Below are 21,051 nucleotides of genomic sequence, written 5' to 3'. Positions count from 1 at the left end.
CTTCATGCTGCGATGCCTGGCTCTCGCCGCAGGAACAGCAATGATGAGGTCAATGACACCACCGACACCGGGTCGTTCCCGATTGTGCGGAGAAAGCCACCTCACCGCCAACGGAACGATGCCAAAAGAGCGAGGTTCGTCAGCAGTGTGTTGGTTGCCCTGCTCTGTGCCCTGCTGGGGTTTGGATACGTTGCCCAGGTGCGCAACACCGAGTCCTCATACGAATCCTTGAGTGAAGACGAGCTGGTGCGCGTGCTCGACGAGACGAGCACGCAGGTCGACAAACTCGAACAGCGTAGAAGTGAGCTGAACGCGCAGCTGGAATCCATCCAATCGGCAGCTGATAAGCAGGAGGAAGCGGCCAGAATCGCTTCTCAGAACGAGACGACCAACGGAATACTCTCTGGCAGACTGCCAGCAGAAGGCAAAGGCATCACGATTGTCGTGGCCGAAGGCAGCACGCACGTGGATGCTTCCACGATGTTTACGCTGATTGAAGAGTTGAGAAATGCGGGTGCCGAGGTGATTTCCTTCAATTCCGTGCGAATCGTCACCTCGTCGTACATCAAGGATACGAAATCGGGACTTATCGTAGATGGACACAGCCTAGCCACACCCTATACGATTAAGGCCATCGGCAACCCGGATGACTTGCAGAACGCGATTCAGATTGCAGGGGGAGTGGGATCTAGACTCAAGGTGCAGTACAACGCAAAAGTAGTGTTGAAACAGCAGGAAAGTGTTAAAATCGACGAGGTTCGACGCTCCCCGACGTATAAGTATGCAAAGACGGTAGAATAACAGCTATGACTGATCCAATTCCAACAGCAGGCGAGACCACAATCATTGGTCTGCCGGCTCTCAATATGCCAGTAGTAACCACAGCGGATCGTCCTTTGACCAAGGAAGACCTGGAGACAATAGCAAAGCTTTCAGAGGGGACCGCTTTACTCATCTCAACGAGGGGAGCGGTGTCAGGTTCACGATATCTCCTCGATGAAGATGAGGTCAGCGTAGGCCGTGATCAGAATGCCGATATCCTGCTTGACGATTCAACCGTGTCTCGTGCGCATGCCATCTTCAGAAAGATCGGGAATGTCTATCATGTCCTCGACGCAGGCAGTCTCAACGGCACGTATGTGAATCGTAAGCGTGTCGATGACATGGAGCTGCATGCAGGTGACGAAATCCAAATCGGCAAGTTCCGCTTGGTTTTCTTCACAAAATCTGCGGTTGTTAAGGACTAGCTGTTCATACGCAGTGATTACACTCGAACACAGATAGCGCAGATTACGAGTGCCGCTATGAGTGCACCGTATCACGCTATGGCATACAGGCAAAATAGCCAAGTCGAGGGGATAGAAGATGGCAGAGATGACCGATGCAGCATCACGTAAGGGACAGCCAGAACTCCATCTTCATGTTCCGCTTGAACGTCGAGATTCGCTGAATGCAGAAGATGCAATCCAAGGCGAACTGTTTTCAGCAAGCAATGACGAGGAACAGACACGAGGCTACCGGGGGACAGTGGCCTCGAAGGTTGCTGGAATAACCTACCGTCAGCTTGACTACTGGGCTCGGAAGCAAATCGTAGAACCATCGATCAAGCCATCACACGGCTCAGGATCTCGACGCCTGTATTCATTCAAGGACGTGGTCATACTTGCCATATCGAAGAAGCTGCTCGACGCTGGCGTCAATCTTCAAAATGTCACACGAGCCATTGAATTCCTGATTCAGCATTCAGCGTCACGCCTCGAAACACTGACCATCATGTGCGATGGCGAGTCCGTCCACGAGTGTGACAGCGCTGAATCGATGTCCGCATTCATGTCAAGCGGCAGTGCAGTATTCGGACTGTCCGTTGACAAGGTGTGGCATCAGATTCATGATGCCCTTGACAACGAAGACTATGTTGATCTGACGCACACGCGTCAGACGCGCACGCAAGGACGTCCCATTGACGAACTCACAACCATGAGAGTTCGCCGTCAACTCGAGCGCCATCGTCAGGAGAGAGCTGTAGCAGCCTGAAAGGGCAGGCCTCGGATCGGGGCAGGTATATGACTAAGATCTAACGCTAGTGTGAATCTAACCGTACTATTCTGACATAACGTACATTATCGGCTTAATATACATGCAGCACACTATGCTGTTACGTGCGCCTTTTGTATCAATACCGTCTATTTAACCGTCTGCTGGCTTTGTACCGCAGGCTTGTCGGATTCAAGCTGTGCAAACAGGTCATTGACCGCATCAGTCAGATCACGGACTGCATCGATGGTGGTCGTCACGCCATGTTCCTTAAGTTCACCTGGATTGGCGTAGCCCCAGTTGCAGCCAATCGAGGCGATGCCAACTGCCTTGGCACCATCGACATCCGTCCAACGATCACCAACCATGATCGCGATATCGCCCTGAGACTCGTCAAATCCGATGGCATCAAAGGCGTAGCGTATGACCTGATCCTTATTCAGCCTCGTCATGTCGCGGCTTGCGCCGTAGAGTCCGTCGACTTCTTCGTTGAGATGGAAATGATCACATATCGGTGCTGCCTGATATTCAGGCTTGCATGTGGCAATCGCCAGATAATAGCCAGCTGCTCTGAGCTGCCTGAGCTGATCGATGATTCCGGGATAGATGACGTTGACGAATTTGCCAGGAACTTTGGCCCCCGGTTCTTGCGGATCGTCGAATGCATCGACGTCGCTGTAATAGCTACGGTAGGTGTCTACCGCAAGCTGGAGCTTATCTTCGGGAACATGGTTGCGCTGCAAGGATTCGATGATCGCAGGCCCGATGAATTGCTGGAGCTCATGATCATCGGGAACCGGCATGTCGATCGCCTGGAAGGTCTTCTTGACGCTTGCAAGAATTCCAGGGGCAGATTCCGTCAAGGTGCCATCCAAATCCAGTAACACGACCTTGCGTGGATGTTGAGTCATAATGTGTGTGCTCCTTTGAAGCGTCACTTACTCGGCTATTGCTCGTACTCAGCTGTTGCTCGTATTCCGCTACTGCTCGTTTATCAATTTTATTCGTAATCGGGAATCCAGCCGTCATGATGCATCTCAAGACGCTTGTCGAGCAAGGTCTTCAATTCATCTGTCGAACGGCGTTCGAGCAGCATATCCCAATGCGTACGCGTTGGCTTGGTAATTTCATCCGCTTCCTGATCCTGCTCCCCCTCGCGATGAGCAACCTCACCACAGCGGCACTCCCACTGATCTGGGATTTCGGCACCTTCAGCAAAGGGAAGAATGGTTCGATGACCCTTTGGACAGATGTATGCCACATCCGTACGTGCAGCAAAGTCCACATTATCGTCTGATTCCAGAGACTTTGCCCCGATACTCATGCCTCGCAAACTGCGCTCTGCCATAATTCCTCCTCGTATGTGTACTGTCCAAGCTACAAAACAGCTAAGACTTGATGCTTATTCCGACATTTCTGCAATCGCGTAATCAGTCAACACCTGAATATGCGACTATTCCACGGTTCACAGCGTGCACAGCCTGCTGAGCAGTCTCTGACAGCGAGGCGGCATCCTTGAAGAAGTTGCCGACCTGAGCTATCTGCGTGAGCAAATCCGCGAGTCGCTTGGTGTTTCGTACAAAGTCGCCGCCTGTGAGTTCTGAATTGCGCAGCACACGCGACAGAGACTCGCCGTTTGCCCATGCATAGACAATCTGGGCCATGCCAAAATCGAGTTCCTTGACGGGTTCAAGACCATAGTCTTCGCAGAGCATGGAAACGTGAGCCCTGCTTCCCAGCGTTGCCTGAACGGCTATAGCCATGTTGCCTTGAGGCCCGCCGGGGAAGTTGCCGTCTCCCCCGCCTTCGCCACGTCGAGCTTCATAGACCAGCGATGACACGACAGCCGCGAGCTCTGGAGCTGAAAGACCTTGCAGATCCCGATCGACAATCATCTGAGCGAGTACCAGATCCTGTTCGCTATATATTCGTCTGAGCATCTGACCGCGTGGAGTCAAGGCGTAGTTTACCTTCGCATGTTCGAGCGAAGACTCAACAGTGTCATACTCAGGAGTGATGAATCCCAAGGCGTTGAGAATCTCGCAGATGTGATCGAATTGACGGGCTACGGAACCTGTCCGTGATTCATACCGTTCTCGAACCCGTTCGAGCTCCTTTTTCTCGCGCAGCCAACGATGGCCCCATTTCAAATGAGTGGTCACATCTGGGCATTCTCTGCACGGATGATGCCGTTCCTGATCCTTTAATGCTGCAATGCGCTGATCGAGCTCTCTGAATGCCCGACTTCGTGCTTGTTCAGATCTAAATCGTGTGTGCTTGAGCTCCTGACGGTCATGCTTCTGAGCATCCGAGAGTCTCCTGCGAATCTCCATGAACTCGGCAAAATCACCGTAGTCACAGGCAAACGCCTCTTCATATCCATGCAGTGCCTGTGTGAGCGTATCCATGCGTGATTCTAGCTGCCAGGCCGATTCATTGGCTTCCCACTGGGCAAAGGAGTGGTCGAGAGTGATTCGTGCCGTCGTATAATCACTGGAATTCAACAGATTCACAGCCATGTTGAACGTTGGTCTGAAGCTTGAATGCAGCGGATATACTCGTTTGCTGGCCAGTGCCGCAGCGGTTGCCGGAACAAAGTCTCGATGATCGACAACGACTGCATGTCCAATGCTGTCGATGCCACGACGACCAGCGCGACCGGTGAGCTGCGTGAACTCGCCAGGAGTCAACGTCACATGGCCAGTGCCGTTGAACTTTTCAAGTTTCTCCACCACCACGCAGCGTGCCGGCATATTGATACCCAAAGCCAGTGTTTCCGTGGCAAAGACCATCTTGACCAGACCTGCCTCGAACAGCCGTTCGACAATCTGTCTGAACAGTGAGACCATACCGGCATGATGCGCGGCAAACCCTTCTTCGAGTGCAAACCTGAACGACGAGAAATGCAAGGTCTTCAAATCATCCCTGCTGAGCTGTCCATCGACCATGTCGTCAACGATGCTGCGAATGCGCTGCGCCTCGTCGGCTGTGGTGAGTTCAAGACCTGCGTTCATGCACTGCTCGACCGCCTGATCGCACCCGTTGCGTGAGAAGATGAAATATATGCCAGGAAGCATGTCCTGGTAGTCCAATTCATCGACTACAGCCCAGCGACGAGGCACATGACGGGCATTGGCGAAGTGATTGGATTGACCGTTGTGCCGGAAGCCATTGCGCCCATGTCTGGCACCGTGCTTACGCTCCTGAACGTTGTTGTGCGCGCGTGCAGCTTGCCGATCCAGCTGATCGAGGCGTTCGATCAATTGAGGGTTGAGCTTGGGCTGATGACTGCCCTCGTTTGAATTCCTTCGATACAGATCAATGAGTTCGGGAGGGGTATGGTCGTCCGATTGAACGATCACATGCTGTTCCAAAGGCACGGGTCGGTTTTCCGTGATGACGAGCTTGGTGTGGCCACGAACCGATTGCAGCCAGTCGGAGAAATCCTCAACGTTTGACACGGTTGCAGACAGTCCAATGACGCGGACGGATGCAGGAAGATGAATGATCACTTCCTCCCAGACCGGTCCCCTGAACCGGTCGCTGAGATAATGAACCTCGTCAAGAATGACATATCGTAGAGCCTGAAGCGTGGTTGAGTGCTCATACAGCATGTTGCGCAGCACTTCCGTCGTCATTACGACGATGTCTGCCTCTGAGTTGATTGACGTGTCTCCGGTCAGAAGACCCACATGATCCTCTCCAAATACCTCAACCAGATCATGATATTTCTGATTGCTCAACGCCTTGATGGGGGTCGTGTAGAACGCCTTGACATTATGCTCCTGCGCAAGAAAGACAGCAAAATCTGCAACGACCGTCTTGCCAGATCCCGTTGGGGCTGCGACGAGCACGTTGTCATCAGCTTCCAGGGCTTCTATGGCCTCTTCCTGAAAGGGGTCAAGTTCAAATGGTAGTGTGCTGGCGAAACGAAAGGCAGCAGTGTGTGTATGAGCCTGTCTTTTCCTGAACGCAGCGTAACGCCGAGTCGGATTATCTGGCATAACGGTCCCTAAACATCCTTATATATCAATCAGTCGTTGAAATGCTTCCATTGTTGCCACGTACGCATATGCCGCTCACGGATGCGATCATGTCGTCGAATAACCTCAGCATGTGCCTGTGAATAGCGTTCACTAGCGACGCTCAATGGCTGTGTGAGCAACGGATCATGTGATTCCCTCTCGGAAGAGGAAGACTGTGCATCTGCGATCTTGTCTCCGATGACGCCCGTGAGTCCGGTCACGGTGCGCATTGCAGCCAGGGCACGGAAAACGACATACGCAGCCCCAACGATAAGTACAACGATCATAAAGATGACCAATAGCAGCCATATCCATCCTGGCATTGCCACTCCCCTCACTCTTCGTTCGCTATGCTGTTCTCTCCCAAGCTTAGTTCGCGCTCTGCACGAGCGACAATCATCGTGCGCAATGTTTCAGGTGCTACAGCCGTGATATGCCGTGCATGCGAGATGCAAAAAGCCACGAACCAGGAATCAGAGGAGACAGTCAAGTGTACCTTCTCACCCGTGCCATTGTCATCGACCGTTGCACCCGGCAGCGTCTTCACAAAGGCAAGATTCTTCTTGTCAGTGACGATGACCGCTGCAGTGCCGTTGTCAAAACTCCACTCACGCAACGTACCTATGGGGACATCCGGAATTTCAGGGGCACGCTCGGTCTTGACGAGCTGAGCATGTTCGATGCGTGCAAGCCGCAATACCTGCCACTGGCGATGCTCGCCTTTCATATGGGTAAGCTGCTCGGATTGCTTGGTAATGATCGCCCTGAATTCGTCTGACATCGTATCCATGTCGATGACGTGGTAGAGATCAGTCCATACGGCGACGTAGTAGACGCCCTCATCAACGAAGATCTTCGCCGGAGCGACGATCTTGCGATGTGTTCTGCCTGCCCCATCGGTGTATTCCATGTCAAGAATCGACAGGGTATCGATGGCCCGCTTCACAATGGCAAAGCTCATGGGTTCCAGTTCATACCCTGTCAGACTCAGCCATGGCGTCACACCTGGCTCGACATGCTGCCGCAGTCGCATATAGAGCGATTGAGCATGCTGGCGCGAGGAGTCAGGCAGGAGTGGCGAATGCGCCAGATAGCTGACGGAAGCAGTGAGAAGACTGAGATACTGGGGCGAAACGCCAGCGAGACGTTCCAAACCAAGCGAATTGGTAGCCGAGACGATACCTTCGGTCTCAAGCAAATTCCAATCAATGTCAAAGAACTGGCTGCCGGCCATCTCGCCGTCGTCAGAAACGGTTGTCAGAGTGTTGATGTCCTTGTGAATAATATTGACGAAGCGTTTCAGATCGTCATCGTCCCGGACGCGGCCGATAAAGCGTTCTGCAAGCTCATTCAGGGAGAATTCCTCGCCCAGATGGGCTGATAGGAACAGCATCAGGCGCAGTCTACGGTCAACCTCGGAACCGGTCTGAAACGAGGCAGATGACTTTCTGCTTTCCTTGTGATGGAGCTCGCAGGGGTCCTTGCCGGTATCAATCTCGGTCATGGCTTGCGCAGCTTCAGCACCATTGCCGTCAATGGGTTGAAGACGGGTTGCGGCATGCAGCCTTCTGCTGAATGCGTCGGCCGCTTCCTGAGGGCTGATGATCGATGAGCCAGGATGGCCGAGTACAAACATCGCCAGATCGTCAGAATCCGTGTATGCCACATTGATATGCTCACCATTGTCGTCAACGGTCGCGGCGAAACGTCGAGAGTCGATAACCTTTACCAAGGCATCGGGAATAGGCTGCGTCCCTAAGCCGGGAGCTATGGAATCAAGGCCCAGTCCCGGAACCGGCATTTGTGGCACGCGTGGGCTGGTGCGCGAAGCGTGATGCTCCTGATGTTCTGCCGATTGAGAGATGGATACCGAACGAGCAAGGTAGTTGGCTGCTGCCAGAACAGGTAGATCATCCTGTTCAAAGCGAAGCCGAACTCTGGGTTCGTCACCAAGTTGAAGACGATATGACGCAAAATCCTGACCCTCTGACTTCGATGAGTATTCAGGTTGTCGGGATTCTATTGCTATGCCCATTGCCGCGAGTTTGGCGCGGTCACGTTGAAATTGTTTAGCAAATGCAGCCTTTGCCGCTTGGTCAGCAAGTTCGCCGTACGAATCGGCATACGCCTTCACGCGCTGTGCGATTTGACGGGATGTCAGCCATTGCGGGAAGGCTGAGGACAGTACGGCAAGCACATCCAATTCATGTTTCCCCCATTTATCGGAGAAGCGTCGCCTACCATTCGTTCCCTCTGTCATTAGTCCTCGCGTATCGTTAGCATACCTAAGTAACTGTGCGTGTTTGCACAGACCCTTATCTATATTAGATGTATTTTGCTCGTGTCAGGCACAATAATCAAAAAATGTACAAATATCATGGTGAGCGAAGCCACACAAATATGCTCTGAGAGATAGACGCGCACCTTCCAGTTCAGCGCAGCCAGGTCTCAGAGCATCTCGGCATGAGCTTTCATAGAAATCCGAGCAGATTCCTTCTACACCCATTCGTCAGGTTCAACGCCCTGCGGTCCTACAAACTCTCCATTCGGAACGTACGAAGGTCTGCCTTGATCTGTGAGCTTTGCATCAGCGAACATCGTCACATCCCGTCCAAAGGTCCAGTCCCCCTCGATGGTGACGGAATTGGCAGCAGCAAGCGTGGGAATGGAGTATGGGAATCGCTCATTGAAATCATTGATGTTCTTGTAATATCTCTCATCAAGCTGCACATTGGGGAAGATGTAGTTGCCATCTTCCATTTCATACGAGTCCGTCAAGTGGAATCTATCTGACCGCATAATGAACAGGTCATCGGTCGTCTTGACTGGAAGGAAGCGCATGCGATCCACTTCGATGCAGCTTGCTCCCTCAAACAGCCCAATGGCAGCACCCATTGCGGTTTCAAGCTGAACGACCTCTTCCGTGCTCGAATCGGCAGGATTCACGGTTTTCTTGTTGACGATCACAGGCAATGGAAGCACACCGTCATATTCCTCAAGCTTGGCTTTGAGAGCATCGACCCTGACCCAGATACTGTTGGTGTTGAAGTATGGATGCTTGCGAATGTTGGTCGCATCGTTCTCATCGCCCGGAGCCACCTGACTCATTTCGCGAAGCATGAGATGTCCGGTCTTCTTGTCAAAGACGATATGTCCGCCTTTACGGTCAGCCTTCGTTCTTCGGGAGACCTCAACCATGAACGGTGAACCAGACTTGGCAAAGTGCCATGCCAAGGTACGTGACGGTCGAGCCCCAAGATTGTCGGAATTGGAGATGAACAGGTATTCAATACCTTTCTCCTGAAGCTTGTCCAGCAGACCCGATTCCCAAATTGTGGAATAGACGTCACCATGACCAGGTGGGCACCATTCCAGCTCGGAATCCTCCGGGAATTCCACCGGCTCACCGGTTTTCAACACCAGTTTAGGCTCAACGTGCTGGATGATCTCCAGAGGGATGTCGTGCTGTTCAAACAGTCGATTCTTCTTCACCAGTTTCAGACTGTCCTTGGACGTTCTGAAGGAATTCATCAGAATTAATGGCAGAGGGATGCCAAGACGCTTCCTGGCTGTGAGCACCTGACCGAGAATAATGTCAAGGAAGCGCATCTGACGAGCTTTGTGACGACGCACGGGAAGCAGCGATTTCGCACCCTCAAGACCCATGGAAGTGCCCAGTCCCCCATTGAGCTTGAGGAATGCGGTCTTGGAGAAGGCATCCAATGCCTGCTGCTGATTCATCCTGTCGTGCACGTCACCCACATAGGGGACATCTTTGAGAGCGTCAACATTCTTTTCCAATATCGAAAACTCTGAATCTTCTCCCTGCCAGGTATCGTACAAGCGCTTGAATTGCTTGATGGACACTTCACTCAGGCCGCGCTTGCGCATCTTCTCGGCAGAAAGTTCAAATGCTTCTTCACTCATTGAGTCCCTTTCGGTATAGGTCAGCATTAGTCTAGCCCCTCGGCACAGCGATTGTTCCGATTTGCAATAAGAACATGCAAGAAGCGGGCGTTATCGTTGAATCCATTCGTTGATTTCCTACAGAGAACGGTTTCTAAATTCCTGCAGCTTGAGTTACCACGACGACACCGGCCACGGCCAATCCAGCGAACATGAAGGGAAGAAGGGTCATTCCCGCTCGGGACAGGCGACGTGACCCCCTTGCTGCATCGAAGAGCGCATTCACCATCAGCAAGAACAGCCATGCCACTATAACAAATGCAGCAATCAGCACCATGCTAGCGTACGAGTGCCTGTCAACAGATTGGAGCTTCATGAAGGTTCGCGAACCCACGAAATAAGGTAGAAAGACCCAGCCAGGCGCTGCGATACAAGCCGCTTCACCAAGCAAACTTCCATACGCATGATTCTGTGCATCCGACACGATCAGTCCCGCATGAGCGGGTTTTTCCTCTGTTCTATGGCTTCGCATATTTACGATGACGAGGATCGCAAGCAGACAGGCGACAATGAAAAGCCAGACCACCATAGGAAATGCGTTGCGGATGCTGCGATAGTACAGTATTGGCGATGTTGAGAACGGATACCAGATCCAGGCTGGATTCGTAGCGAACACCAGCGAAATGAGACTACAGACAGAGGCAGTCGTGCGTTCGACCACACCGCCTTTCGTCCACAATACGACGAAAATGGCAACAACTGCACCGACCGTGACTGTTAGGACCTGGAAGACCACCTTCGCCAGCGTCCCTCCAATGGGTGCCAGCGAAAGATCGATGGCGAACATGATACCGAACAGGAGAAGCTGAACGAGAGACATCCATGTTCTTTGCAATAGTTTCCTTGCCAAGGGCAACTCCTTATAACATTTATAGTCAATTCATCACCAGTGGAACAGCATGAAATCTCGTTCAATCGATTGACATACCGTACAGCATGTCACATTGCATGTCGAAGCAGAAATGAACAGCGATAGTGTATGAACAGGCAACTCACCATCGATCGTCGCCTCCCCTTCATTCTATAAGCAGACTAGGTTCTAGTGATTGTTGCAACATCTGTCCTTCTGGGAGGTATGGATGTTGCAACAATCACTAGAACCTAGTTGATGGGTAATCAACGGCATATTCAAAAACAGTATGTCTATTGGTGTCCTGCATGAATCTGCCAACGTACCTATCCTCAAGCCATGCATGGAGAACCCTCATGACGCACTCTTGAAATATGCCGCCGGCAACGCGGTGGGGCTAAGATCCACCGCCCGCAGAGTCTTCATGGCATCCTGCGCACGCACATCGCCATCATCAAGCATGGCTTCAACCACTTCTTGCGTGACTCCTGAGCGGTCTGCAAGCTGTGATGCGTGATGCCCTGTCTCTCCATTTCTCGCTTCAATTCACGCACGACCTTTGCCGTACCGGTAAGATAGACGATTCTAGGGCGACGGACAACGGCACGCTTTCGCAGTCTGCTCGCAAACCTCAGTTCTTCCTGTGATGGCTTGCTGAGATGGTAGTGCATGCTGTCGTTCATGATCGCCTCCCGTCCTTGCATTATAGCTGTGTCGGACGTTCACAAACTGGGTTATTGAAGTGGACTGGGTTTTGTTCACATCAATTGCGCGACATGATGCGTCAGCACCGGGGACTGCGCCTCATGCGACGCATCAAAGCCATCTGCTGGTGGTGCCACCAGCACAGCCAGCAGGCCTGGCAATCAAGTCCGCAAGGAGACTGGGAAACCTACAGCATCCCCAACCGGTACAGCACCGACATCAACTGGAACGAATTCCACACACCTACCAGATATCCAAACGAAACCGACTAACACAAGGACACACGTTTGGCCTATAATCCGCATTCCAACGAGTTCGATGAACAGGCACGTCGCGCTTGCCCCTCTTCAAGGATGGATGAAAGCTGCCAACGATACACCCGGCATGAATGGAATGAAGAATGTATCGACATCACCAACGGCAGGTTTGCGGATGTGCTGACCATAGCGGATGCAGACGGAAGATTCCCTGTGCCGTCGGTTCGATCCGAACGCCCATGACGACATGACAAAGATGAAAAAAGTTCCCGCATGCACCACTTGGAAACTGCAATGCTTGCAGTCTTCAGACGCATACACTCATGCATGACCAAAACAATCATCAACGCCATCATCACCATAGTTGCATTCGTTACGGTTGCCGGCATCACCTACGCCATAGGGTTTGAGGCAATATACTCCAGCGACGCCACGCCCTTCTGGGCCGAGATCCTCGTCATGTCGCTTACGTTCGCCGCTATCACGTTCCTGCGAGCGATGGGCATTACACTGGTCTCGAGGGTGTTCAAACGCCATGAGGACGCGTCCCCCAAAGATGATTGACATGCATCTTCGCACCGCCACAGTACAAGGAAAGCAATCATGACTGAATTCACCGACCTGCAACCGTTCGACAAGTCAGTGGTCACCATCTATGGAGGTACCGAAGACAAGAGGATTGCATTGACCGAACGATTCCTCGTCCACGCAATCTACCAAGGCGACACCGTTGCACTGGTCGCCCCCGAGGATCGCGTCCCACACTATTGGGAGACATGGGGCGTGGGCGTCACGAAAACCGACATGCTGGACCTGGATGAAAAGAACCGTCCCGACCTCGTGGTGGCGATGATGCCAGACTGCGACAACCCATACTTCATCGCGTGGATTGCCAACACATTCAGCCAGGACGGTGGCAGGGTGCTGATCGTCACGGATAAGCCGATTGACCGAAGATACGTTGTCCATCCCTTTGCGCTGGATCTCGACCCTTTCGTAGGTTCCACCAACGAGCGCATGGCAGCCGCGAGAGTTGGCGACATGTCTACGACGTTCTTCATGCCACTTCCATTAAACTCCGTTGCCGTTGCGAAAGCAGTGCTCGATACCCGAGCGCGCAGGGCATTGGATGATACGGATTTGGGTTCCAGCTCACCGTCCGATGCGTTTATCCTCGGATACAAACAAGGTGCCCGATGATAATATACGTTCCTCGCGTCCCCGGAGCGCCCGACCACCAAAGGATGGAAGAGTCGGGGAAAGAGATGCGGATGCAGGAAGCGGCAAGGCGCGCGTCCGATGACGCATCCAGACGAAGCCAAGCCTCTGAAAGCAGACAGGACTTGACTTCCTCCCCCTCGTAAACGAGCGGATTAGGGGATCCTAGTGATCGTTGCAACATCTGTCCTTCTGGTAGGTATGGATGTCGCAATACGAGTATTAGGGCGTGATCTATGCGACCCGGCGTGCGATGTGCAGCGCGAGACGCGTCCACTATGTCGAACTGTTGAACCAGGGCATGAACTTCACCCAGGCTGCCCGCATGGTCGGGGTATCCAAACGCACGGGGAAAACATGGCGCAACGAGCGAACCAGCATTGCAGCAAAACCCCGTGTTCTATGCAAACACTTGACCTCTTCACATGAAGTAGAAAAAACAAGAACCGATATCGGTGGAATACACGAAAATCCCCCTGCATTGTCATGCAGAGAGAGCATCAAACAACAGCCAACCAGGCCTAACAAGGATGGTAATAGGTTGCATTGCCGAGTGAATCGCCTTCCGCGCAAAAGCTCAGTATCTCTTCACTCTCGCCCTTCGGAGCTGGCGTCGGCGCTGGCTGTGACTGACCGCCTCCGGTCGTTTTCTTGCCTCCGCTGGCGGCGCCGCCTGACGTGGCGATCTTGCCATTCGAGCCGGTATTCGAGTACGAGCCGCCACTGCGTGAGTACGTGCTCTTCTGCGTTGCCGCAGCCTGAGCCGCTGCCGTTCCTGTACATGGTTCGCGTAGACCACGCTGCCCGTGATGCTGCCCGCGAGCACCAGAGCCGCCGCCGCGACGATGGCGATGACCGTCTTGCGACGCCGGTTGGACTGCACCTCGGAGGTCTGTCCGGTTGCGTCGGGTGTCTGGGTGTCTTCGACGGATGGGGCTGCCGTGGTGTCTTCGAATTCGTTGAAGTTGGTCATCGGAGTCTCCTGTGTTGACATGGTGTCCATTATTGTATCTGGTATTGCTATTTTGCCTATGCTTATAGGTATGCGTCACAGTGCAATGGCAACGATCTGAGGATGTCTGAAGCGGCTGGCAGAATACTTATATCTGACGCATAGCTTCTGTATGATGGAGGCACGATCACAAAGATTCCAGGAGGTGCCACATGTCCATGACAGCCGTAAGACCAAGCGCACATCGCATAGGGCCACCGGTAATGCTTGACGATGCGACCATCGTGCGTAGGCGCGAGGCTCTCGAACATGAGTATGGAACGTTACACGACCTTATCGTGAAACGGAATGGAATTGGTCTGAACCCCCAAGAGCGTATAGCTCTGAGAAAGCTGGAAGCCCTCGACTACCTTGAAGGAGAATGATGCCTGACGGCATGTCGCTTGACAACCAGGCGACTGCGTTCGCACAACGGATTGAAGACCTGCTTGTAAGGGTTTTCGGCACGTCGCACGACTCGTATGTCAACACTCCCGAATCTCGTATATCCAAGAATGGCGTGCGGTACTTTCGCATCGAAAATGCAGACGATTCGGGGATTTGTCTTACAATGGACGGAAGCGCGGTCCTAACTTTCGGTTTCTTTTTCAACTGCTCATGCAGGACAGATGGCTCGTATCTTCAAGTTGATAATTCGGATATGACCGTCGCCACGTTTAGTGATTCGGTTCCCATGTTTCATTACGATTTTGTGCGCACCGCTGGCAAGGGGATACCCTCAGCACATATCAACGTCCATGCGAGCAACGACAGCGCCGTGAAGGTGATGCTGGGTTGCGGAGGCAAGAACCGTGGCAAGGCACGAAGGAAACGCTTCGTTGACAGCGGTTTCTTCCCCACGTTCTCCACCCTGCACTTTCCTGTGGGCGGTGATCGCTTCCGTCCTGGACTGGAGGATGTCCTTGAGATGCTGATACGTGAGTTTGGCATCGATGCGGAAGACCACTGCCTTGACGCCATCAAGGACAGCAGGAAGGAATACAGGGAACGCCAGCTCAGGGCACTGGTCAGAGAGTTCCCTCAGATCGTCTACGACGAACTGATCCAGGCCGGTCATGACCTAGCCGAGCGTCCTGCGGCACATGTCTCGCATGCGTCCGAAAGCAGACTGACGAAGTACTAGGCTTCACGGCATGTTCAGGGACGGTCATGCGATGAGCTTCCAACGTCCGCCGTGGAGCATCGCGCTGGACATTGCCCGCAGACTGCTGAGACGATGACCGCACGGCGCACTGTGTCAAGGGCGTCGATCATATGTCCCACGCGGACACAGGACTTGGTATATATACGCGGATAATTCCTCCGCCACCGGACACGGTGCGCACCGTGGTATCGCATGTGCTGCCGCCACGGTAGTAGCCGCGATAGTTCAAGAACTTGGTGCGCGACTGTCCGCCTATGGTCAGACGGGTCTCAACCGCGAAGTGGAAGGTATCCATCATCCGGTCACAGTTCGAGTCCAGGTTCTTGTTCTCTGCGCCACCGTCGTACACGTCCTTCCCGCACGCTCCCAGCAGCTTGACCCGCACCCTGTCGGTCAGCGTGGAGGAACTGCCCGCATGCACGGGTTTGCTGCAAACTTGGTTGACTGTTTTCCTTGTGTTGTTGTCATGCCGTTGGCCGGTTGCCGTTGGCGAAGATTGTTTCGTATTCTACGGGGGTGAGTTTGCCCAGGGAGCGTTGTCGTCGGCGACGGTTGTAGGTGCCCTCGATCCAACGGATGATCGCGAGCCTGAGCGTGGTTATGTCCGGCCAACTGGAGCGCTGGTTGAGGACATTCTTCTGCAGCAGGGAGAAGAATGATTCCATCGCCGCGTTGTCCGCGCACGTGTATGCCTGGCCCATCGAACGATGGATTCCCGTAGCGCGGCAGGTCTCGATAAACGTGCGTGAACCGAACTGGGACCCACGATCAGAATGGATGATCACGTCACGGGGCTTGCCACGCCGCTGCCAGGCGTCCTCGAGCGCGTCGACAGCCAGCGAGGCACGCATCCTGGAGTTCACGGACCAGCCGACGATCCGGTTGCTCCACACGTCCTTGACCGCGCACAGATACAGCTTGCCCTGGCTCGTCCAATGCTCGGTGATATCGGTCAGCCACACGACGTTGGCAGCGTCGGCGTGGAACTTGCGGCGCACGAGGTCATCCGACGCGGGCCGGCTGGCGGGCTTGCCCGTGCGGTAGCGGCACTGGATCGTGGAGCATATCCGATACTTCGAACAGATACGCCACACGCGACGCTCCGACACGCACACGCCCCGGGCATGCAGCTCGTCACCGGCCAGCCGATACCCAAACTGGGGGTCGTCCTCGTGAATCACACGAATCATCGCGAGCAGCTCCTTCTCCTCACGCTCCAACATGGATACAGGATCGGCCCGCCATGTGAAATACGCCTGCTTCGAGAAGCCCAGCACCCGCCCGGCCAGCACGACCGGTATGGCAGGTCTCCCAGCTTCGGGAAGCTCTGCCAGCCGTCTGACGAGCGGGTAGATCATTTTGGGCGGTCGAGGTTCGCCTTCGACAGATATGCCGCTGCCTTGCGCAGGATCTCGTTCTCCGTCTCCAACTCGCGGATGCGTTTCAACGCCCGACGCTCCTCCGGCGTGCCCGACAGGCCACGCTCGGCAAGCTCGGCATCCTGCACCCACTTGCCCGGCGAGGACTTCGAGATGCCCAGATCCTGCCTGACCTGCCGTTGCATCATGCCGTTCCTGACCAACGCCACCGCATCGGCCTTGAACTCGTCACTATACGTGGTCGCCATCATTGGCTCCTTCCCGGTCAGACCATCACATCCAACCAGACCCAAAGTCAACCAACATTGCAGCAAACCCTGCCGTCAACGACAACGCGGTGACGGTAGCACCATCGGCCACCTGCTCGACGGTGACCGCCAGCGCATCGGCCACACCGTCCTTCGCCTTGTCCAAATCGGTGAGCGCGCTGTTGAAAGACTTGAGCTGGTTCTCGCACGAGGCCAGGGCTTCCTGCCGCTGGGTTTCGCGTACATGGTTCGCGTAGACAACGCTGCCCGCGAGTACCAGAGCCGCCGTCGCGACGATGGCGATGATCATCGTGCGCTTGCGGTTGGACTGCACCTCGGGGGTCTGGGCGTCGTCACCGTGGTGTCTTCAAGGTCGTTGTTGGTCATTGGTCTCACCTTATTTGTTGGACATACTGTTAATAATTGTATCTGGTACAGCTGTTATACGCCGGTAACTGCCTATACCGATATGTATGCGTCACAGCGCAATCGCAACGATTTTGACACAGCTCACCGTAAGTCGACATTTCTTTATATGGTTCAGATATGCTCTTGAAATTTAAACAGTTGGTTTCATCTTCACCGGCGCAGATTGTTGCAATCGTGTTGATTTTTGGAGGAGCAATCATCAACATTGTCGGTATGACGTTGTCTCTTGTTGCAATCCAGGCAATCGGACTCGCGGTAGGCGCATGTAGTACGGCACTGTTTTCAGTATCGAAGAATTGGGAAAAGCAATCACTGGCAGAGCGACTGGACTCTGAACGTATCCGAATTTTGACAACTTCAAATGGATCGCTCCTGTCTCTTGTCCGAGATATTGAAGACATGTGCCTTGCGTCTCAGCCCGAGAAGGACAAGGCATTGGGAAAGGTTCGGCAATCCGCCGTCGATAAGATTTGCGATATGGTGAGCGACACCTCTCCAAGAGCAGCGTACTTTGCCATAGACGACACAGTTACGGATACCGTGTCCATGAGGTCTATAGTCAGAGCATCTTCAGGTAGAATTGACGAATTTTCTTCACGTTTCACTCTGGACAGTGGTACCGACACCAATGTTTGGAAGCTCATACGAGACGAGGGCAGTGTTCAGCAGGCTAACGATCTTCCCCATGATGCGCCAGAGGGTTTCGATATCTCCACCAAAAGAGAATATAAATCATTTGTCTCTGTTGCGGTGAATCCAGGATCACTCCCCTATGGAATGCTCACTGTGAACAGTCTTGAATCAAACGCCTTTGATGCGCTTGATATAGCGGGTTGAAAAATGATTGCCCGACTCTTGGGGATAGCTGAAACGATTGCAAAAACCTCGTCAGGCTTAAGGAAGTATTCACAATTTGTCAATCAGTCAGGGTTAAACTGAGGGAAGTAACCGGAATCAAAGGAGGCTGACATGACTGCTGCACATACACCAAAGGTTCTTCACGATCCTGACATGAAGGCCGCCTACGAAGACGCAGTCAGAACGGTGCGCGAGGAAAACAGCGATAAAGCGAAGAAGCAAGCGCACGATTTCTCCTTACGAAGATGGCTTACCGCCAAGACTTCTTGACGGTAGCCCCCTAGGTTGGACATAGCGACCATTATTGTAGCCTATACTGCTGTTATGCGTCGGTAACTGTCATACTTATAAGTATGTGTCACAGCGTAATGGTAATAATATTGGCAGGTTTGGTAAGGTTGCGAGAATATTAACATATCGAACGCATAGCCTATGCATGATGAGGAAAAGCCTCGGAGATTCCAGAAACAACGCGACGGATAGTGTTTCTGCAATGTCCTATAATGTACAACGAAAGACAGAACTGGCGGAATCCAACACCTTGAAACCGTTGGAATTCCGCCATTTTTGTCGGGCCAGCGAGATTTGAACTCGCGACCCCTTGACCCCCAGTCAAGTGCGCTACCAAGCTGCGCTATGGCCCGACGGTGCATAAAGCACCACAGAATAAACTAGCATAACCACAAGAAATGCGTCAATTCGCGAAACGCAGTGTTCCTCTGGTCATGCTTCCAGTCGATTATGCCGCTCGGCACTCATGAGCAGCAGGAAGCTTCTCGGCTGGGCTGTGATGGCGAAACCTGCCTCGTATGCAAGCTGTGGGCCTTTGGGGTTGAAGGAATCGACCATCAGCTGCCACTTGTTGCCGTAGCTCTCCTCCGGCAGGTTAAATACAATCGGCTCGTAATGGGCGTTGAATATGAATATGAAGTCGTTGTCGGTCAGATTCGTACCAAACCAGTCCTTCTCAGGAATGTTGCCTCCATTGAGGAATACCATGACTGAGAACGCATGCGTGTTGTTCCAGTCATTCATGTCCATGATCGAGCCGGTATGGTCAAACCATTCGACCTGCGGAATCGTATCGGAGGTATCTCCAGGCTGACGCCCTGTGAAGAACCGACGACGGTGCAGGACTGGGTGATCAAGGCGAAGGTGAATCAGTTTCGTGGTGAATGCAAGCAAATCCTGCTGGTTGTCATCAAGATTCCAGTTGGTCCACGAAATGTCATTGTCCTGACAGTACGCATTGTTATTGCCCTGCTGGGTGCGGCCAACTTCGTCTCCTCCACAGATCATAGGAATGCCCTGACTGACCAGCAATGTCGCAAGAAAGTTCCTGCATTGCCGCATGCGCAATTCGTTTACGTCAGCGATTGACGTCGGACCTTCAACACCACAGTTCCATGAACGATTGGCGTTCTCACCGTCTCGGTTTCCTTCGAGATTCGCCTCATTGTGCTTGTCGTTATAGCTCACCAGATCATTCAGGGTAAAGCCGTCATGGGCCGTGACGAAGTTCACCGATGCCACAGGCCTGCGCCCATCATCCTGATACAGATCGGAACTACCCATCAGCCTGCTCGCGAATTCAGGCAGCGTCGATGGCTGAGACCGCCAGAAATCACGGACACAGTCCCGATACCTACCATTCCATTCGCTCCACGAGGATGGGAAGCCACCCACCTGGTAGCCGCCAGAACCCAAATCCCAAGGTTCTGCAATGAGCTTGACCCGTGAAATAACCGGATCCTGCTCCACAATGTCGAAGAAGGCGCTGAGCTTGTCCACTTCTTGGAACTGACGGGCCAGGGTGGCTGCCAGATCGAATCTAAAGCCGTCAACATGCATTTCCGTAACCCAGTACCGCAGCGAATCGGTTATCAGCTGAAGGGCGTGAGGCGAGCGCATCAACAGAGAATTGCCGGTACCTGTCGTATCGAAGTAGTGAGCCTCATCGCCATCGACCAGACGATAGTATGACTTATTGTCGATCCCCTTAAAACTCAAGGTAGGTCCTTTGTCATTGCCCTCGGCGGTATGGTTGTACACCACATCGAGAATAACTTCCATGCCGGCCTTATGGAAGGATTTGACCATGGACTTGAATTCGTTGACTTGTTCGCCTCGTTCGCCTGAACTTGAATATTCATTGTGAGGCGCGAAGAATCCTATGGTGTTATATCCCCAATAGTTCGTAAGTCCCTTTTCCTGCAGGAATGCATCATTGACGTATTGGTGCACGGGCATCAGTTCGATGGCTGTCACCCCTAGCTTTTTCAGGTAATCGATAACGGTAGGATATGCCAGACCGGCATATGTGCCGCGAATCTCTGGGGGCACATCCTCGTTGAGATTGGTCATGCCCCGAAGATGGGCCTCGTAGATGACTGAATCATGGTATGGGATGAAGGGGTGCTGATCGTTGCCCCAATCGAAGTATGGATTGATGACGGCAGATTTCATCATATGGGAGGCTGAATCCAAGGTGTTCATGCCGGTATGGCCCTGCTTGTCATCGAACCAGAATGAATACAGGCTCTCGTCACCATCGGTGTTGCCCTCAATCGCCTTGGCATAGGGATCTAGCAACAGTTTGTGAGGATTGCATCGAAGCCCATGTTCGGGGTCGTAGGGCCCATAGACGCGATACCCATAGCGTTGCCCGGGCTGGATGCCTGGAACATAGTTATGCCAGACGAACGAGTTCTGTTCACTCATGTCGATGCGAGTCTCATGATCGTCATCGTCGAACAGGCACAGCTCGATTTTTTCGGCCAGCTGTGAGAATAATGCGAAATTCACGCCCGCTCCATCGTAGCTTGCGCCGAGCGGATACATTGAACCTGGTCTAATTTGCATAGTTACAGTATGTCACCTAAAAACGATTACGTGGTAGTGGACCCAGACCGTGTTTGTCAATGAG

23 protein-coding genes, 1 tRNA gene and 1 pseudogene are annotated in these 21,051 nt (G+C 53.1%); 11 read left to right on the top strand and 14 right to left on the bottom strand.

Annotated elements, in window-relative coordinates; all coding sequences use genetic code 11:
* Positions 1-12: 12 nt before the first annotated feature.
* The 3 genes from QN215_RS05415 (at position 13) to QN215_RS05405 (ending at position 2,034) form a co-directional block, all read left to right on the top strand.
* Complete coding sequence (locus QN215_RS05415; RefSeq protein ID WP_369345076.1) at positions 13-801, top strand: DUF881 domain-containing protein; 789 nt, start codon at positions 13-15, stop codon at positions 799-801.
* A 5-nt stretch (positions 802-806) separates the two neighbouring features.
* Positions 807-1,247: an FHA domain-containing protein gene (locus tag QN215_RS05410; RefSeq protein WP_369343339.1), complete on the top strand. Its 441-nt coding sequence runs from the start codon at positions 807-809 to the stop codon at positions 1,245-1,247.
* Between the two features lie 118 nt (positions 1,248-1,365).
* On the top strand, positions 1,366-2,034 hold the full coding sequence (locus tag QN215_RS05405) for a MerR family transcriptional regulator (RefSeq protein ID WP_369343338.1): 669 nt from the start codon (positions 1,366-1,368) through the stop codon (positions 2,032-2,034).
* 149 nt (positions 2,035-2,183) lie between these two features.
* Here the strand turns inward: QN215_RS05405 and QN215_RS05400 are convergent, their stop codons facing one another.
* The 8 genes from QN215_RS05400 to QN215_RS05365 form a co-directional block, all read right to left on the bottom strand.
* Positions 2,184-2,945, bottom strand: a complete 762-nt coding sequence (locus QN215_RS05400) for an HAD hydrolase-like protein (RefSeq protein WP_369343337.1) — start codon at positions 2,943-2,945, stop codon at positions 2,184-2,186.
* 89 nt (positions 2,946-3,034) lie between these two features.
* Positions 3,035-3,382 carry an RNA polymerase-binding protein RbpA gene (locus QN215_RS05395; RefSeq protein ID WP_369343336.1) on the bottom strand — a complete coding sequence of 116 codons (348 nt, stop codon included), beginning with the start codon at positions 3,380-3,382 and terminating at the stop codon, positions 3,035-3,037.
* Between the two features lie 82 nt (positions 3,383-3,464).
* Positions 3,465-6,038, bottom strand: a complete 2,574-nt coding sequence (locus QN215_RS05390) for a DEAD/DEAH box helicase (RefSeq protein ID WP_369343335.1) — start codon at positions 6,036-6,038, stop codon at positions 3,465-3,467.
* A gap of 29 nt (positions 6,039-6,067) precedes the next feature.
* Entirely contained in the window at positions 6,068-6,346 is a 279-nt protein-coding gene (locus QN215_RS05385; RefSeq protein ID WP_369343334.1) for a hypothetical protein, read from the bottom strand.
* Positions 6,347-6,393: 47 nt separating this feature from the next.
* Positions 6,394-8,319, bottom strand: a complete 1,926-nt coding sequence (locus QN215_RS05380) for a helix-turn-helix transcriptional regulator (protein ID WP_369343333.1) — start codon at positions 8,317-8,319, stop codon at positions 6,394-6,396.
* Between the two features lie 236 nt (positions 8,320-8,555).
* On the bottom strand, positions 8,556-9,986 hold the full coding sequence (locus tag QN215_RS05375) for a UTP--glucose-1-phosphate uridylyltransferase (RefSeq protein WP_404978483.1): 1,431 nt from the start codon (positions 9,984-9,986) through the stop codon (positions 8,556-8,558).
* Between the two features lie 133 nt (positions 9,987-10,119).
* On the bottom strand, positions 10,120-10,875 hold the full coding sequence (locus QN215_RS05370) for a hypothetical protein (RefSeq protein ID WP_369343331.1): 756 nt from the start codon (positions 10,873-10,875) through the stop codon (positions 10,120-10,122).
* Between the two features lie 422 nt (positions 10,876-11,297).
* Entirely contained in the window at positions 11,298-11,558 is a 261-nt protein-coding gene (locus QN215_RS05365; protein WP_369343330.1) for a hypothetical protein, read from the bottom strand.
* A gap of 123 nt (positions 11,559-11,681) precedes the next feature.
* On the opposite strand from QN215_RS05365, the gene QN215_RS05360 reads away from it, so the two are divergent.
* The 4 genes and pseudogenes from QN215_RS05360 to QN215_RS05345 form a co-directional block, all read left to right on the top strand.
* On the top strand, positions 11,682-11,852 hold the full coding sequence (locus QN215_RS05360) for a hypothetical protein (RefSeq protein ID WP_404978535.1): 171 nt from the start codon (positions 11,682-11,684) through the stop codon (positions 11,850-11,852).
* A gap of 312 nt (positions 11,853-12,164) precedes the next feature.
* Positions 12,165-12,401 (top strand): hypothetical protein, encoded by a 237-nt coding sequence (locus tag QN215_RS05355; RefSeq protein ID WP_369343329.1) that lies wholly within the window; start codon positions 12,165-12,167, stop codon positions 12,399-12,401.
* Between the two features lie 39 nt (positions 12,402-12,440).
* Positions 12,441-13,037, top strand: coding sequence for a hypothetical protein (locus QN215_RS05350; RefSeq protein WP_369343328.1), 597 nt, complete (start codon positions 12,441-12,443; stop codon positions 13,035-13,037).
* 247 nt (positions 13,038-13,284) lie between these two features.
* Positions 13,285-13,431, top strand: a pseudogene (locus QN215_RS05345) (helix-turn-helix domain-containing protein); the annotation flags it as partial.
* A gap of 201 nt (positions 13,432-13,632) precedes the next feature.
* Here the strand turns inward: QN215_RS05345 and QN215_RS05340 are convergent.
* Positions 13,633-14,049, bottom strand: coding sequence for a hypothetical protein (locus QN215_RS05340; RefSeq protein WP_369345136.1), 417 nt, complete (start codon positions 14,047-14,049; stop codon positions 13,633-13,635).
* Positions 14,050-14,225: 176 nt separating this feature from the next.
* On the opposite strand from QN215_RS05340, the gene QN215_RS05335 reads away from it, so the two are divergent.
* Positions 14,226-14,432, top strand: coding sequence for a hypothetical protein (locus QN215_RS05335; RefSeq protein WP_369343327.1), 207 nt, complete (start codon positions 14,226-14,228; stop codon positions 14,430-14,432).
* 275 nt (positions 14,433-14,707) lie between these two features.
* Positions 14,708-15,190, top strand: coding sequence for a hypothetical protein (locus QN215_RS05330; protein WP_369343326.1), 483 nt, complete (start codon positions 14,708-14,710; stop codon positions 15,188-15,190).
* 127 nt (positions 15,191-15,317) lie between these two features.
* On the opposite strand, the gene QN215_RS05325 is transcribed toward QN215_RS05330, so the two are convergent.
* The 3 genes from QN215_RS05325 to QN215_RS05315 form a co-directional block, all read right to left on the bottom strand.
* On the bottom strand, positions 15,318-15,632 hold the full coding sequence (locus QN215_RS05325; protein ID WP_369343325.1) for a hypothetical protein: 315 nt from the start codon (positions 15,630-15,632) through the stop codon (positions 15,318-15,320).
* A gap of 43 nt (positions 15,633-15,675) precedes the next feature.
* Positions 15,676-16,838 (bottom strand): IS3 family transposase gene (locus QN215_RS05320; protein WP_369343324.1). Its coding sequence is split into 2 segments (ribosomal slippage): positions 15,676-16,583 and positions 16,583-16,838, totalling 1,164 coding nucleotides; the frame shifts between segments, so codons are not numbered across the junction.
* A 25-nt stretch (positions 16,839-16,863) separates the two neighbouring features.
* On the bottom strand, positions 16,864-17,172 hold the full coding sequence (locus QN215_RS05315; RefSeq protein WP_369343323.1) for a hypothetical protein: 309 nt from the start codon (positions 17,170-17,172) through the stop codon (positions 16,864-16,866).
* Between the two features lie 212 nt (positions 17,173-17,384).
* Here QN215_RS05315 and QN215_RS05310 point away from each other — a divergent pair, with 212 nt between their 5' ends.
* Together QN215_RS05310 and QN215_RS05305 are read left to right on the top strand one after the other, a co-directional pair.
* A complete protein-coding gene (locus QN215_RS05310; RefSeq protein WP_369343322.1) occupies positions 17,385-18,104 on the top strand; it encodes a hypothetical protein in 720 nt (239 codons plus the stop codon).
* 132 nt (positions 18,105-18,236) lie between these two features.
* On the top strand, positions 18,237-18,395 hold the full coding sequence (locus tag QN215_RS05305; protein ID WP_369343321.1) for a hypothetical protein: 159 nt from the start codon (positions 18,237-18,239) through the stop codon (positions 18,393-18,395).
* Positions 18,396-18,695: 300 nt separating this feature from the next.
* Here QN215_RS05305 and QN215_RS05300 read toward each other — a convergent pair.
* Both QN215_RS05300 and glgX read right to left on the bottom strand, forming a co-directional pair.
* A tRNA-Pro gene (locus QN215_RS05300) sits at positions 18,696-18,769 on the bottom strand.
* A 79-nt stretch (positions 18,770-18,848) separates the two neighbouring features.
* Positions 18,849-20,966: a glycogen debranching protein GlgX gene (gene glgX / locus QN215_RS05295; protein WP_369345075.1), complete on the bottom strand. Its 2,118-nt coding sequence runs from the start codon at positions 20,964-20,966 to the stop codon at positions 18,849-18,851.
* Positions 20,967-21,051: the final 85 nt, after the last annotated feature.

The sequence above is a fragment of the Bifidobacterium sp. WK041_4_12 genome (assembly GCF_041080795.1).
Taxonomy (GTDB): domain Bacteria; phylum Actinomycetota; class Actinomycetes; order Actinomycetales; family Bifidobacteriaceae; genus Bombiscardovia; species Bombiscardovia aquikefiricola.
The sequence above is the reverse complement of the archived record's forward strand: the minus strand, read 5'-3'. Positions and strand labels throughout refer to the sequence as shown.

Coding starts and splice junctions, on each gene's coding strand:
- QN215_RS05415 (WP_369345076.1), top strand. CDS start 13: ATGCCTGGCTCTCGCCGCAGGAACAGCAATGATGAGGTCAATGACACC.
- QN215_RS05410 (WP_369343339.1), top strand. CDS start 807: ATGACTGATCCAATTCCAACAGCAGGCGAGACCACAATCATTGGTCTG.
- QN215_RS05405 (WP_369343338.1), top strand. CDS start 1,366: ATGGCAGAGATGACCGATGCAGCATCACGTAAGGGACAGCCAGAACTC.
- QN215_RS05400 (WP_369343337.1), bottom strand. CDS start 2,945: ATGACTCAACATCCACGCAAGGTCGTGTTACTGGATTTGGATGGCACC.
- QN215_RS05395 (WP_369343336.1), bottom strand. CDS start 3,382: ATGGCAGAGCGCAGTTTGCGAGGCATGAGTATCGGGGCAAAGTCTCTG.
- QN215_RS05390 (WP_369343335.1), bottom strand. CDS start 6,038: ATGCCAGATAATCCGACTCGGCGTTACGCTGCGTTCAGGAAAAGACAG.
- QN215_RS05385 (WP_369343334.1), bottom strand. CDS start 6,346: ATGATCGTTGTACTTATCGTTGGGGCTGCGTATGTCGTTTTCCGTGCC.
- QN215_RS05380 (WP_369343333.1), bottom strand. CDS start 8,319: ATGACAGAGGGAACGAATGGTAGGCGACGCTTCTCCGATAAATGGGGG.
- QN215_RS05375 (WP_404978483.1), bottom strand. CDS start 9,986: ATGAGTGAAGAAGCATTTGAACTTTCTGCCGAGAAGATGCGCAAGCGC.
- QN215_RS05365 (WP_369343330.1), bottom strand. CDS start 11,558: ATGAACGACAGCATGCACTACCATCTCAGCAAGCCATCACAGGAAGAA.
- QN215_RS05360 (WP_404978535.1), top strand. CDS start 11,682: ATGCGACGCATCAAAGCCATCTGCTGGTGGTGCCACCAGCACAGCCAG.
- QN215_RS05355 (WP_369343329.1), top strand. CDS start 12,165: ATGACCAAAACAATCATCAACGCCATCATCACCATAGTTGCATTCGTT.
- QN215_RS05350 (WP_369343328.1), top strand. CDS start 12,441: ATGACTGAATTCACCGACCTGCAACCGTTCGACAAGTCAGTGGTCACC.
- QN215_RS05340 (WP_369345136.1), bottom strand. CDS start 14,049: ATGTCAACACAGGAGACTCCGATGACCAACTTCAACGAATTCGAAGAC.
- QN215_RS05335 (WP_369343327.1), top strand. CDS start 14,226: ATGACAGCCGTAAGACCAAGCGCACATCGCATAGGGCCACCGGTAATG.
- QN215_RS05330 (WP_369343326.1), top strand. CDS start 14,708: ATGACCGTCGCCACGTTTAGTGATTCGGTTCCCATGTTTCATTACGAT.
- QN215_RS05310 (WP_369343322.1), top strand. CDS start 17,385: ATGCTCTTGAAATTTAAACAGTTGGTTTCATCTTCACCGGCGCAGATT.
- QN215_RS05305 (WP_369343321.1), top strand. CDS start 18,237: ATGACTGCTGCACATACACCAAAGGTTCTTCACGATCCTGACATGAAG.
- glgX (WP_369345075.1), bottom strand. CDS start 20,966: ATGTATCCGCTCGGCGCAAGCTACGATGGAGCGGGCGTGAATTTCGCA.